Genomic DNA, 13,525 nt, shown 5'->3' on the forward strand with positions numbered 1-13,525 from the left:
TGGATAGAATTAAGTGCGATCGATCTTCGTATATCAATAAGCCTTTTAGGGGCGGGCAAGATGCCCACCCTACAAGAAAATCCACTCTTTGTGGAACAGGCATCTTGCCTGTTCATAAAAATGATCCGCCAAGCCTTGAAAAATGTTTCTACTGCATTCCTAGCTGTTGCTTTAACCCTTCTGGCACATTAACGGTTATATCTAAACCTCGAATATTCTCCCACTTGGTATTTTCATCCCATTGGATATCTCCAAAAGTGCGATCGCTGAGGATTGTGCAGCTGAGGTTTGCGCCACTGAGGATTGTGTCGATGAGGTTTGCACCACTGAGGATTGCGCGACTGAGGTTTACGCCAATGAGGTATGCGTGGCTGAGATATGCGCGACTGAGGTTTGCACCGCTGAGGTCTGCACCACTGAGCTTTGCGCGGCTGAGGTCTGCGTTGCCGAGCTTTGTGCCACTGAGGTTTGCGCGGCTGAGGTTTGCACCGCTGAGGTCTGCACCGCTGAGGTTTGCGCGGCTGAGGTTTGCACCGCTGAGGTCTGCACCGCTGAGGTTTGCGCGGCTGAGGTTTGCGCCGCTGAGGTTTGCGCCACTGAGGTTTGCGCCGCTGAGGTTTGCGCCACTGAGGAATCTTCCAACTGTTTGGAAAAAACCAAAATCCCCAACACAATAGCTATAACCAATGATACGAAACAACCGACTTGCATCGTCAAGTTTACCTTCAGCATTCAGTTTAGCGCAAGGATAAAACACCATTTTGCCTTTTAATTCATCTTTCTCCTGACCGTAACGGTGCAACTCAAAGAGCAAAATCATCACATTCAAACCAGCATAAACATCTATTTGTCGTTGTCCTAAATCTTGGGTTTTCAATTGCTCTCGCAGTAAGCGCATTTTCTTCTGAGGCAAACTTTCCGGCGGCGCATCACTAAATTCCCCCTCGCACCACCGCAGATAAAAATCTTCCAAACGCTCGAATAACTCCACAGGGCGAAACGGACTTTCCTCCCCTGCAACAGCCGGAGTTGTTAGCAACCCCATCAAATATTCCACAATCTCTTCCGTCAGCGCTCCATAACCCAACAAATCATAAATCTCCCAGTCCATATCAGAGTCTTTAGTATTAAATCCTCTACCTTTCTTTCCCGGTTCCGTCCACTCTTCCAGACTTTCTTTCAATCGTTCTGCACACAGAAATTCACCAAAACTCTTGTGTACAAACTCCACAGAACCGTCTTTACTGCCTTGCTGAAGATAAAAAACCGCCAAAGCATTTCTCAGGGGATTATCGCCAATCTGTTTTTGTGCTTCTTCAAGTAAAGTTTTAACCGAGTTGTCTGATTTCAATCGTTCCTCAATCATCGCTACATGAGCGGATTCCACTCCCGACTGCACCACGCACAACCCTGCTTCTGTCAGGATGCGCCGCAAATCCTCTGTTTCCAATTCTGTCAAATTGCGATTGAGCCATTTAGAGCGCTGTTCCGTGAGTACCCAATTCACAGCTTGGTTGTAAATCAAAATTTTTGCTTGAGTGCTGTCCGTTCCTTTAAAATCCTCAACTTTTAACCTTCCGTCCCGGTGCATCGCGGCTAACAGATAAAGCAATAGCGGTTCTCGCGCCAAGTCTGATTTTACCTGTTCTGGACAGCATTCGTCTTGCAAAAACTGCTGAAAAGCTGAGGTATTTTCTGCCCCAAATTGGGCTTCCCACTTGCTCAACCACTGTTGCTGAAGTTCGTCATTCATCACCTGAATTTGGACTCGCTCCAAGTTGTCTGGCATTTGCCTTTCAATCCCTTGCAAAGCTAAAGTTCTGCCAGTAATCAAAACCCGGTGTCCCATTTCCGAACTCTGCTCACAATCCCGTTGAAATTGTCCTACTTGCTTGAGAAATTGCTCTAAACCGCCGCTGCTTCTCCCTTCCATCAGCAACTCGTCAAAGCCATCCAAGAAAAAAAAATATCGCGTGTTTCGATCCATCAACCAGCCGTCATCACTAGCAAAACCAGCATTAACTGCATCTTTTAGGGTTTCTCGAAAACTCTTTTGCAATGTGGGAATATCTCGCAATCGAATTAACACTGGCGTCCAAACTGGATGCAAATGTTGCCGCACCCAGTCAGAAAACATCCGACAAAAAACACTTTTACCTCGTCCCGGTCCAGCTTCGACAAACATCACTAAATTTTGTTTATCCTTATCCTCAAGCAATTGCTTAGCCCAAGTTTCTAAATTGAAAGCTTCTGCATATTCAATAGGATCGCCATTTTTATCAATTGGCTTTGCCTTCAGCGGCACGTAGATATCTTTAAATGTAAACTCTTCAGCAAATACTTTTTCTTTTGGTTTATCAGCAACCTGATCTTCCAGGTATTTATCAATGCTGTGATATTTCTGCTGTTCCTCCCGCCATTCGCTGAAAGAAGGCTGTCCGAGATGTTTCATAGCATCGCCGGAAACTGCCCAAGCTTCGATTAAATAACGGTTAAATTCCTGAGCTAACATCGAATCGCGGAAGCAAATCACAGTTTCTTTAGCTGCTTTATCGCTCAATTCCAAATCCGCCAGTTTCTTAAGCAACTGTTTGACTTTATCAGAAACTGGAGTTTGCCCGATGCGATTTAACAAGCTTGCGTCTTGTTCAATAAATCCCTTAAAACTTTCGAGATAAGCCGCCTGACTGACGAGGAAAATGCACTCAGCTAAAGTCGGCTGCTCTTGAGTTTTTTCCATGAAAAATACTAGCAGTTTCGCCGCCATCCCGACAAATGGCAATCCAGTTCCCACAACTTGAGCTAAGGGAGAGTTCAAAACTTCTAGCAGCAAATTGCTATTATCTAGCCCTTGTTCTTTGAACATTTTCGCCAATTCAGCGGCTGCTTTTCCTGCTTCTCCGATTCCCTCGGCTGCTTCGGCGGAACACAGTTCTTTAATATCAGTAGTTAAGAGTTTAAATATGCGATTTGCCATTTTTACCCGCCGCGCTTTAGAATAGAGAGTCTGAGAAATTCTACATTCAACTCTCTAAACATTCCGTAAATAAATAAAATAGGACTTATGCACAGGTGGTCAGAAACCGGGTTTTTGCCCTTGATGTCGGCTGTAACGAAGGATCTCCGAAAAAACCCGGTTTCTTTGGTTTTGATGCGTAAGTCCCAAATCAGAAAATATCAAGTGCGTTTTAACTTGACAAAAATACCCGAATCAGCAATAATTGTAGATTGTCTGTCTAAATCCGGCTCGGATCAGGTTAAGACATTCCAAAAGCTGGAGAGCAGTCCACAGCCAAAAGTTATTAACAATTGACAACTGTCAACTGTCAACTGTCAACTGTCAACTGTCAACTGACTACTCAGCTACCTGTACGGCAATCTCAACAACCATCCCATGACTTACGCAATCATTGAAACCGGCGGCAAACAATTTCGGGTAGAACCAGGCCGCTTCTACGACATCGAACTGCTTCACGTCGAAGCTGAATCCAAAGTCACGATCGACAAAGTATTTCTGATCCAGCACGAAGACGATGTTCACATCGGCCAGCCTCTGGTAGAAAATGCCACAGTAGAAGGAACTGTGCTGCGGCATTTCCGGGGCCGCAAAGTCCTCGTCTACAAGATGAAGCCGAAAAAGAAAACTCGGAAGAAAAAAGGGCACCGTCAAGAAACAACTCGTTTTATGATTGACTCTATTACAGTCAATGGTGTTGTTTTGGCAGCGAGAGATTTAACTCAAGAAGTTGTTGAAGCTCCCCAAACCGGCGAAATTGAATCAGAATAAACAATAGTAAATACAGTTTGAGGATACTATGGCCCACAAGAAAGGTACAGGCAGTACACGTAACGGACGCGATTCTAATTCTCAGCGTCTGGGTGTCAAAAAGTATGGCGGTCAAGTTGTCAAAGCTGGCAACATTTTGATTCGTCAACGCGGCACGAAAGTTCACCCTGGTAATAATGTTGGTATCGGCAGAGATGATACTCTTTTTGCTTTGGTTGATGGTGTGGTGACTTTTGAAAGAAAGGGTAAGACTCGCAAGAAAGTCAGTATTTATCCTGTTGTAGCAGCACCTGTGGCTGAAGCTGTAGCAGTTTAATTTTATGCCTTCCTGGGTTTTGCCTGGGAATTCATATTTAGCCCTCCAAATTCAGGTACGTTGTTGGGCTTTAGCCCTCCAAATTAAGTACGTTGTTGGGCTTTAGCCCTCCAAATTAAGTACGTTGTTGGGCTTTAGCCCTCCAAATTAAGTACGTTGTTGGGCTTTAGCCCTCCAAATTAAGGTACGTAGCCAGAAATGGGGTTGTTAGGCTAGTAATTTGCTTTTTTTTACAAGTCGAAAGAGGGCTGAAGCCCAACAACGTACCTGGAAGAGGGCTGAAGCCCAACTACGTACCTGGAAGAGGGCTGAAGCCCAACTACGTACCTGGAAGAGGGCTGAAGCCCAACTACGTACCTGGAAGAGGGCTGAAGCCCAACTACGTACCTGTTAGCCTCCTCCGACGATTGTCACAACTTCTAGGATGTCGCCCTGTTGTATTTTTGTGGTTTCCCAAAATTGTTTGTGCAGGATTTCGCCGTTGTACTCCACAGCTACTAAGCGCGGGTTTAATCCTAATTGTTCTAGTAATTTTGGTAACGGTGTGTCGATCGCACAATTGCGATTTTCTCCGTTAACTTGCAGCGCAATTTGATTTGTCATCACTCAAATATTATCAGTTTCAGGGCGGGTTTTGTACAAAAATTATATTTTATCCACAGAATTCGTGCACGAAACCCGCCCGATAAATCGCCAATCAACCTAGGTTGTCGCCTGCAAAGCTTTCTGAGCTTTCAAATTCTGCATCCGAATCAACTGCGAGATGAAAAATTGCGTGACTAAAGTAGGCTGTTCTGCATCCATAATCGATCGCACTGTGGCAACTCTTTGAGCTCCGGCATTCAATACTTCATCGAGGTTGTTGATGTCTATTCCGCCGATCGCAAACCAAGGAACAGGCGACTTACTAGCAGCATACCGCACGTAGTCCAAACCCGTCGCCGGCTTGTTTGCCTTCGTTGGAGTTTCGTAAACTGGCCCAACTCCAATATAATCTGCTCCCGCATCAATCGCTCGCTGCATTTCTTCGCTATTCGTCGTGGAACTACCGATGATCCGTCCCGGGCCGAGCAACTTGCGCGCTTCCGCTACAGACAAATCTTGCTGTCCTAAGTGTACGCCGTCAGCATCCGCGGCGATCGCCAAATCCACGCGATCGTTCACAATCAACAAAGCATCGTAGCGGTGACAAAGTTCGCAAAGCTGCCGCACATTCGCCAGCTTTACCCCGTCGTCTGAGGCTTTGTCGCGGTACTGCACCAACGTCACTCCGCCTTGCAAAGCAGCTTCCACGATTGTTAAAAAGTTGTATTTGGGGGAGGTTACAAGGTATAACTGCGATCGAAGTAACTGCTGGTAGCGCCGGTAAGCCAGCAAATCGCTTTCGAGAGTATACACTCGATAGCGCATCTGCTTAAAAGCCTTGCCCATATTCGGATCGTAAACTTTACCGTACTCTTCCAGTACCCGCAAAGCTTCCTCCACCCGACAAAAATTCGCCGCCAGTAGCTGCTGAATGCTGCCACGCTGTTCTTCCTGCGGGTGAGTCAACTCCGTACCCGGATCTGCCGGCGTATCCCTAGCGCTGCGTAATTCTGGGGTGTGCCAAAAAGCCAATTCCTGGCGCAGTTGCTTGCACTCGCCAGCTAAATCGGCGCTGTTGAGACCAAACCTGCACCATTCTTCAATAATTCTCAACCCTTCGCGCGATCGATCTAGATTTGCATCTAAAATCCGGCAGAGGGCTGGCTGTGCCGGTAAAGTTCTGTTTTGTTTCTCGGTCATTCAGAAAAATTGGTAGAAACCCCGTCGTTCTACGACGGCTTTACAAAGATTTTACATTGAGTCTAGCGTAATATCACAATCGAAATGCTAGACTGTAAATATGACACTAAAAGCCTTCAGCTATCCATTCTACCCAACGCCGGAACAAGAAAGTTTGTTGCGACGGACAATGGGTTGCGCTCGTTTAGTATATAACCGTGCCTTGGCTGTAAGAACCGAGGCATGGTACAAAGACCAAAAACGAGTAGGGTATGCTGAGACTTCTAGTATGCTAACAGAATGGAAGAAAACTGAAGAACTAGATTTTCTCAACGAAGTTAGTTGCGTACCGTTACAGCAGTGTTTGCGTCACTTACAAACTGCTTACACTAACTTTTTTGATGGGCGGGCAAAGTATCCTAACTTAAAAAAAAACGAAACGGTGGTAGTGCAGAGTTCACCAAGTCGGCATTTAAGTTCAAGAATGGACAAGTCTATTTAGCAAAATGCGCGCAAGCATTGCCTATTCGCTGGAGCCGAACATTGCCGACGAGTGCGACACCATCAACTATCACCGTAAAGCTTTCCCCGTCTGGCAGGTGGTCGGTTTCTCTATTGGTGGATGTTGAGATTGAGGCGTTACCTCCTTCAGGCAATCAAGTTGGTATTGACTTGGGCATTACAAGTTTACTTGCTCTTAGTACGGGCGAAAAGATTGCCAATCCCAAAGGATTCAAGGTAAAATATCGCAAGTTGAGAAGAGCGCATAAAGCTTTAAACCGAAAGCTCAAAGGGTCAAACAACCGAGACAAAGCACGGATTAAAGTAGCGAGAGTGCATCAAGAAATCGCCGATGCAAGAAAAGATAACCTTCACAAGTTAACAACGCGGTTGGTGCGCGAGAACCAAACCATCGCCGTCGAGAATTTAGCTGTGAAGAATATGGTCAAGAACCGGAAACTAGCCCTAGCTATAAGCGATGCAAGTTGGGGTGAATTGGTCAGGCAACTTGAATACAAGTGCGATTGGTACGGTCGTACTTTAATCAAGATTGACAGATGGTTTCCGAGTTCAAAACGGTGTGGCAATTGCGGTCACATCGTTGAAAATCTGCCGTTGAATATCAGGGAGTGGGATTGCCCTCAGTGTAAAACGCACCACGATCGAGATATCAATGCGGCAAAAAACATTTTGGCGGCAGGACTTGCCGTATCAGTCTGTGGAGCGACCGTCAGACCCGAACAGAGTAAATCTGTTAAGGCTGGTGCGAAACCCCTCAAAGGGAAGAAGCAGAAACCTAAGTAGTGATGCTTAGGAATCCTCGCCGTTAAGAAGGCGGGGAGGATGTCAATCAGAACCACCTTGATTAAACTAAGTGCTAGCGGTCAAACTGCTACATTCTCCCATGCCCTCAAGATTGTGGTGAAGGCGATCGACCTAATTCTGCCATCAACCGATCTAAATTTGACAAATTTTTAAGTTTTATGGCATTTCAAGAAAACAAAGCATAATAGAGCAAACTTGATCAGAGTGGAATCGTGAAGCTGCATACCACACTTCGGAGGAAAGCCGTTAGGTTAGCAGGACAAAACAAAAGATTAACAGCAGAAAACCCCAGCAGGTGGGTGACATTAAACTGCGATCGCGCAAACCCGACACGAAACACGGGATGCGAAATTTGGCTCAAAGATAAATTGTGTTTTTTTATGATCCTAAATTCCAAACAGAGCAAGTGCAAAAAAAGTCGATTGCCAAGCAAGAGTTTAAGTTCTTGCCTGCTCCTCGTCTTTGCCAGCACGGCTTTTTGCCACCCTCAATCCTCGGCGATCGCTGTCGAGACTGGCTCCGTGCAGCTACTTTCCCAAGCGCCAGACAGCGACATTAACATACTCTACGTGAGTTCCAGCGGTGGCAGCGACACAGCAGGTAATGGCAGCGATGGAGCGCCGTTCAAAACCCTCACCTACGCCCTCAGCGTCGCCCCGCCGAAAACCGCGATTTTACTAGCGCCCGGTACTTACAGCGCTCAAAGCGGCGAAAAATTTCCATTAATGCTCAGGCCCAGCGTGACTGTTCAAGGAAATCCCAACACTCGCGGCCAAAATATTGTCATCAAAGGCGGAGGAGAGTTTATCAGTCCGACTTCGGCTGGTCAAAATATCGCGATTTTAGGCGCAGACGGGGCAGGACTCAGCGGGGTGACGGTAACAAATACCAACTATCGCGGTTACGCTTTGTGGATCGAATCGAGTTCTCCGACGGTTGTTAACAATACTTTTTCAGGTAGCACTCACGACGGCATTTCGGTAGTTGGTACTGGAAGGCCGACGATTGGCGGGAATTTTTTCTCGAAAAATGGAGCTAACGGGATTACGATTTTTGGGGAGTCTCGCCCGGAAGTTCGAGATAATGTGTTTGAAGACACCGGATTTGGGGTGAATGTCGCCCAGAACGCTTCGCCTTTGTTAATCGGCAACAAAATTACTCGGAATAAAGACGGCGTGGTGGTGCAAGCTGATGCCAGACCGATACTTCGCAACAATTATATCGAAAGCAATCGCCGAGATGGAATTGTGGCGATATCCAGAGCTCTGCCAGATTTGGGAACTTCGGCGGAACCGGGGGGGAATGTGATTCGCAATAACGGCCAGTACGATATAAACAATGCGGCGAAAGGTCAAGTAATCCCCGCTTACGGCAATCAATTGTTGAGCAATCGGACAACGGGATCGGTTGATGTGGCGGGAACTTTTAGCCCGCCTCCACCCATTGCGGGAACTGCTTTGCAGCTAAGGGTCGATCGACCTTCGAGTATCGGCGGCCCAGAAACTTCTCTCCCTGCTTACACTCCCGGGCGATTAACTCCCAGGGTTGAAAGAGCGCCAATTGCGCCACCAGCGCCAGTTTCCAGGCGACCGGCACCCGCCAGCACTCAGTTGCGGCCTCTGCTTCCTCCGAGAAACGCCGATGCTGCTGCTGAAGGAACAGGGGCGATCGCAATTCCTGTACCCGATCCAGATGCTAGATCCGTTCGAGAAAGTTCGGTACAACAACCAATGATTCCGCCCAATTTTGATAGTTCGAGTGCGATTACTTCCGAGGGTAAATTGCCGGTTCCGGGCCGCAACATTCCTCTAGGAAGGGGTGGCTACGTACCCGCTGGTTTAGGGGGGAATTCTCTGCCCGATTCCGAAAATTCGCCGTCAGTCGATCGAGCTTCTGCTTTAGGTTTCCGGTATCGAGTTGTGGTGGATGCCGAGAGTTCGGGCGATCGACAAAAAATGCTATCTTTGGTTCCCGATGCTTTTCGGACTTTTACCAACGGGCGATCGGTGATTCAAGCTGGTGTTTTTCAAGAACGCGAAAAAGCTGAAGAATTGCTACAAATTCTCACCGCTAATGGCTTGAATGCTCGGATCGAAGATATCAAATGACAGTTGACAGTTGACAGTTGTCAGTTGTCAGTTGATATCTTCCAAAAATAACTAGGACGGGCAAGATGCCCGTTCCAAAAAAAATGTTTTTTCTTGTGAAACGGGCATCTTGCCCGTTCCAAAATTTTATTAAAAGAACTTTTGCAAGAGGTCTATTAGTTTGTCAACTGTCCACTACCAACTGTCAACTGTCAACTGTCAACTGTCAACTATTTTAGGGCCTAGCATATCGGATGCCAGACCCTAAAACATTTGTGAGTTAAATTGATTCAAGTGGGTTTTTAGCTCTGCTGAAATTCAGCAAACAACTACTACTAAGGTGGACTTTTTGGCAACTGCTCTGCGATCGAGCTAGCTATTAGCGGAGCCTATTCAGACTTCTGTGTTTGATTGTGCGATCGCAATTTTAACTTGATAACTGTCGATTTCTCAAATCGCCTCAAGCTATTTCACAAATTCCGAGCGCAATATCAACCTTTCTTTTATCTGCTAATAAACTACACGATTCAGGCGTTGCCTGCGAACTAGAGCCGAGCGGGACAAACTCTCTAATTCAAATTTTTTATCCAAGTTTTTTGTGCTGCTTGGTTTCTGCCCCTCATGTATTTAAACTAACACCAACTCCCCGCCTAAGAATACTTTGTTTACTAAAGTTGACAGTTTTTGATGCGCCGAAATAATTCCCAAAGCAATTATTAACAATTTGTACGATCGCCAGATCTCCCAATGTGCATATCCGGCAAGATTTGTTTGCTCTCAACGCAGCAGGGCTTCCCAAGTAGCGCGGCCGACAATGCCGTCTGCTGGTAGTTGATATTTTCGTTGAGCAACCTTGACAGCAACTTCAGTTTCGCGCCCGAACACGCCGTCAGCACTCGCGCGCAAAAATCCCTTGGCCCTCAGTCGCTCTTGCAACTCTCTGACTGCCGGCCCCCGCATTCGTCTTCTCAAAACAGGAAAATTGGTGGGCTGCGGTTGAGGGCTAATCTCCGAGTTTTCGGGGGTTGCAGGAGCGTTGGCGATCGGCTTTTCAACGCTAGCCTCTGGAGTCGCTGGAAACAGCCGGTTCCAAGTATCTTTACCGACTATGCCGTCTGGGGCGATGCCTGCTGCTTCCTGAAACTGAGACACAGCTTTAGCGGTGCTTTGCGAGAAAATCCCGTCTACCTCGCCGTTATAAAATCCCAATAATTTAAGAGCAGCTTGGAGTTCGGTAACATCTGAGCCGCGACTGCCGATTTTGAGCGCGGGGCGGACGATCGCACCTGTTTGGGCGATCGGGCTGTTATTATTGCCTGGTTCAGATGTTGGTAGCTGTGCATTAGCAGGAGTAGAGGCGATCGCGCCCAGTGCCAATAAACCGCACAAACTCCAGCCGAGGAGTAAACTCGGAACTTCGCGGGCTTTATTCCAGCTTGCTGTCAGGTTTTGGGACATGGGAAATTCGACCGATACAAAACTTGGTAGCGATCGTACATCAAATCTGGCAAAAATTGGGCGGAGCGAAGCGGAGGGATGGGGCATGGGGCATGGGGCATCGGGCATGGGGCATGGGGCATCGGGCATCGGGCATCGGGCATCGGGCCCTCTGGGCCCAGAGGGCATTTTTGATTCCCAGTCCTTCCCTTTGATAAAAAAATTAATCCCCTAAAATAGCTGCAATTGGCAAAAAAACTGCTAGATTGCCGTAGAGCAAAGATTAAACCGCGTTCATTGGGCCCCACCAACACCATGACCGAATCCAGCAACCCCACCAGAACCGCTAGCCAAATAGACATCGGCAATGTCAACATCGGCAACTTCCAAGTCGGCAGCATCAGCGGCAACAAATACAACGACTTCAACGCCAACGGGCGGCCCGACGGCAGTGATGTGCCAATTCCCAACTGGCAAATCTACCTCGACCTCAACAACAACAACCGGATCGACGGCGGTGAACCTTCGACCCTCACCAACGCCCAAGGCAACTACATCTTTGCCAACCTGCCACCGGGAACTTATCAAGTTAGGGAAGTCCAGCAGCCGAACTTTCGCCAAACTACCCCGAATCCCGCACCCATAACAATAACCAGCGGGACAAATGCTAGCAATATTAATTTTGGCAATAATTTCAACGCTGGGACGATCGCAGGTACAAAATTCAACGACATCAACAGCAATGCTCGCCTCGATCCGGGGGAACCGCCCCTAGCTAACTGGCAGATTTACCTCGACCTCAACCGCAACAATCGGCTAGACGGTGGCGAACCTTCTACTATTACAAACCTTCAAGGGAATTACGCTTTTGTCAATATTCCTGCAAATACATATTTGGTGAGAGAAGTCCAGCAACCGGGTTTTCGCCAAACTACCCCCGACCCGGGCCCGGTTAACGTTACTTCCAATGTGACCACCACAGATATTAACTTTGGCAATGTGTTTTTTGTCGGCAGCATCAGCGGTCTCAAATACAATGACCTCAATGCCAACAGTGTCCGAGACGCGACAGATCCGCCTCTGGTTAACTGGCAAATTTACCTCGACCTCAACGCCAACAACAGGTTAGATCCGGGGGAACCCAATACCATCACAAACCCCCAAGGCAACTACACTTTTGCCAATGTTTCCCCGGGCCGGTATTTGGTGAGGGAAGTTCAGCAACCGGGATGGATACAGACTACGCCAAATCCAGGGTCGATCGACATTACGGGCAATACCAACGCTGTCGGGGTCAATTTCGGCAACAATTTCCCCACCGGCAGCATCAGCGGCTTTAAGTTCAACGACCTCAACGCTAACGGTGTCAACGAACCGACTGAACCGAGAGTTGCCAACTGGCCGATTTACCTCGACACCAACAACAACAATGTCCGAGATCCCAACGAACCTTCGACTTTAACAAACCCCCAAGGTAATTTCTCTTTTATCAACTTGCCCCAAGGCATTTATTCGGTGAGGGAAGTCCCGCAGCCCGGTTTCCGACAAACTACGCCAAATCCGACTCCGATCGCCGTGGGTAACGGCACAAATGCCACCAATCTCAGCTTTGGCAACGTGTTGGTGACTGGTACGATTAGCGGTGTGAAATTTAACGATTTTAATGCCAACGGCCGCCTAGACCCCGGGGAACCGCCGATCGCCAATACCCAAATTTACATTGACCTCAATAACAACAGCCGTTTAGATCCGGGCGAAGCCAGTAACTTTAGCGACAGTCAGGGCAATTACAGTTTCCGCAATGTTCCGGTAGGTAGTTACATCATTAGGGAAGTTCCGCCGCCCGGTTTCATTCAAACAACTCCGCCTGCGCTGGTGGTTGTCTCGGCAGATGTTCGGGCTAGCAGCATCGATTTGCTGACTGGAGATCCTGAAAGTCGTAGCGTAGCGGGGCGTAAGCCATCGGCTAAATCCTTGAAAGGCGACCCGCTGACGGATGCTAGCTATGGGGGCGAACCTGTAGGCAATATGGGGGCGGATACCTCGCTGGCGATCGCGGGTCGCGATAGTTATCAAATTAGCGATCTTTTGCTCGATCGACCTGCCGCGAATGTAGGCAATATTCCTAACTTTGGGCAACAAAATGTCATTTGGGAGCCTAGTCCACAAATCGCCGGATTTGTCAAGACCAATGAATTAATTAATTGGGATCTGGAAACTCGTTCGGGTAGGTGATTTAGTTTTGAATAAAGCTCGATCGCCCGGAATGCCAAACTGCAAATAAAAATCAGGAACAGATTAAAGGGCGATCGCGTGATACCCTATTCTTGGCAGCGTCCAAGACTCAAGCGTAAGTTCCGGGAACCCCGAAGCTGGCTTGTTGTATATTGGGTGAAATATTTCAGAGGCTGTTGATACAAAGTAAATGATTTTCTAGAAACTTCTTGAATAATTAGGTAAAAGCTGGTAGTGTAGATTGAGAAAAAAAATGCTTTAGCGACTAAAACAGCTAAGAGCATGGTCACTTTGAGTCATTATCGTTTCCAGGAAATGTTGAAGCATCAAGCTGTTAAATATGGCAGTTTTGTAGTAGGCATAACGGAAGAATACATATCAAAAACCCGTTCAAAGTGTGGACATAAATTCAAATGGCGCTTTCAATATCTTGTTGAAAGCTTTGAGAGATACCTCCTTGACAGGAGAGCTTGCAGCTTTTTCTGTCTTGCCATACACGGTAGTATCAGGCTTAGTCCTGGATTTGCCGGGTTAAATGTATCTGTAGCATTGAGCGTAAGTCAGAAACTATCA

9 protein-coding genes and 1 pseudogene are annotated in these 13,525 nt (G+C 47.3%); 6 read left to right on the plus strand and 4 right to left on the minus strand.

Translation table 11 applies throughout. From position 1 onward, the window contains the following. Positions 1–148 precede the first annotated feature (148 nt). Positions 149–2,977: a pentapeptide repeat-containing protein gene (locus JGK36_RS20320; protein WP_293201077.1), complete on the minus strand. Its 2,829-nt coding sequence runs from the start codon at positions 2,975–2,977 to the stop codon at positions 149–151. Between the two features lie 417 nt (positions 2,978–3,394). On the opposite strand from JGK36_RS20320, the gene rplU reads away from it, so the two are divergent. Then, entirely contained in the window at positions 3,395–3,787 is a 393-nt protein-coding gene (gene rplU / locus JGK36_RS20325) for a 50S ribosomal protein L21 (protein ID WP_293175726.1), read from the plus strand. A 28-nt stretch (positions 3,788–3,815) separates the two neighbouring features. Next, positions 3,816–4,103: a 50S ribosomal protein L27 gene (gene rpmA, locus JGK36_RS20330; protein ID WP_193973153.1), complete on the plus strand. Its 288-nt coding sequence runs from the start codon at positions 3,816–3,818 to the stop codon at positions 4,101–4,103. Between the two features lie 390 nt (positions 4,104–4,493). Here the strand turns inward: rpmA and thiS are convergent, their stop codons facing one another. Both thiS and JGK36_RS20340 read right to left on the minus strand, forming a co-directional pair. After that, complete coding sequence (thiS, locus tag JGK36_RS20335; RefSeq protein WP_293144517.1) at positions 4,494–4,706, minus strand: sulfur carrier protein ThiS; 213 nt, start codon at positions 4,704–4,706, stop codon at positions 4,494–4,496. A 99-nt stretch (positions 4,707–4,805) separates the two neighbouring features. Continuing rightward, the gene (locus JGK36_RS20340) at positions 4,806–5,888 is read right to left on the minus strand and encodes a thiamine phosphate synthase (protein WP_293197829.1); all 1,083 of its coding nucleotides are present in this window, start codon (positions 5,886–5,888) and stop codon (positions 4,806–4,808) included. A gap of 100 nt (positions 5,889–5,988) precedes the next feature. Between JGK36_RS20340 and JGK36_RS20345 the strand changes: the two are divergent. From JGK36_RS20345 to JGK36_RS20355, 3 genes and pseudogenes are all read left to right on the plus strand, one after another. Next, positions 5,989–7,172: pseudogene (locus JGK36_RS20345) on the plus strand (RNA-guided endonuclease InsQ/TnpB family protein). A 39-nt stretch (positions 7,173–7,211) separates the two neighbouring features. Beyond that, positions 7,212–7,346: a hypothetical protein gene (locus tag JGK36_RS20350; protein WP_293197830.1), complete on the plus strand. Its 135-nt coding sequence runs from the start codon at positions 7,212–7,214 to the stop codon at positions 7,344–7,346. 59 nt (positions 7,347–7,405) lie between these two features. After that, positions 7,406–9,301 carry a DUF1565 domain-containing protein gene (locus JGK36_RS20355; protein WP_293197831.1) on the plus strand — a complete coding sequence of 632 codons (1,896 nt, stop codon included), beginning with the start codon at positions 7,406–7,408 and terminating at the stop codon, positions 9,299–9,301. Positions 9,302–10,057: 756 nt separating this feature from the next. On the opposite strand, the gene JGK36_RS20360 is transcribed toward JGK36_RS20355, so the two are convergent. Beyond that, a complete protein-coding gene (locus JGK36_RS20360) occupies positions 10,058–10,906 on the minus strand; it encodes a peptidoglycan-binding protein (protein WP_293197832.1) in 849 nt (282 codons plus the stop codon). Between the two features lie 126 nt (positions 10,907–11,032). Here JGK36_RS20360 and JGK36_RS20365 point away from each other — a divergent pair, with 126 nt between their 5' ends. Then, positions 11,033–12,952 (plus strand): SdrD B-like domain-containing protein, encoded by a 1,920-nt coding sequence (locus tag JGK36_RS20365; RefSeq protein WP_293175738.1) that lies wholly within the window; start codon positions 11,033–11,035, stop codon positions 12,950–12,952. Positions 12,953–13,525: the final 573 nt, after the last annotated feature.

It is taken from the genome of Microcoleus sp. PH2017_35_SFW_U_B, assembly GCF_020737865.1.
In the GTDB taxonomy this organism is placed as follows: Bacteria; Cyanobacteriota; Cyanobacteriia; order Cyanobacteriales; family Microcoleaceae; genus Microcoleus.

Excerpts from the sequence above, each read along its gene's own strand:
- JGK36_RS20340 (WP_293197829.1), bottom strand. The coding sequence starts at position 5,888 with ATGACCGAGAAACAAAACAGAACTTTACCGGCACAGCCAGCCCTCTGC.
- JGK36_RS20350 (WP_293197830.1), top strand. The coding sequence starts at position 7,212 with ATGTCAATCAGAACCACCTTGATTAAACTAAGTGCTAGCGGTCAAACT.
- JGK36_RS20360 (WP_293197832.1), bottom strand. The coding sequence starts at position 10,906 with ATGCCCTCTGGGCCCAGAGGGCCCGATGCCCGATGCCCGATGCCCGAT.
- rplU (WP_293175726.1), top strand. The coding sequence starts at position 3,395 with ATGACTTACGCAATCATTGAAACCGGCGGCAAACAATTTCGGGTAGAA.
- thiS (WP_293144517.1), bottom strand. The coding sequence starts at position 4,706 with ATGACAAATCAAATTGCGCTGCAAGTTAACGGAGAAAATCGCAATTGT.
- rpmA (WP_193973153.1), top strand. The coding sequence starts at position 3,816 with ATGGCCCACAAGAAAGGTACAGGCAGTACACGTAACGGACGCGATTCT.
- JGK36_RS20320 (WP_293201077.1), bottom strand. The coding sequence starts at position 2,977 with ATGGCAAATCGCATATTTAAACTCTTAACTACTGATATTAAAGAACTG.
- JGK36_RS20365 (WP_293175738.1), top strand. The coding sequence starts at position 11,033 with ATGACCGAATCCAGCAACCCCACCAGAACCGCTAGCCAAATAGACATC.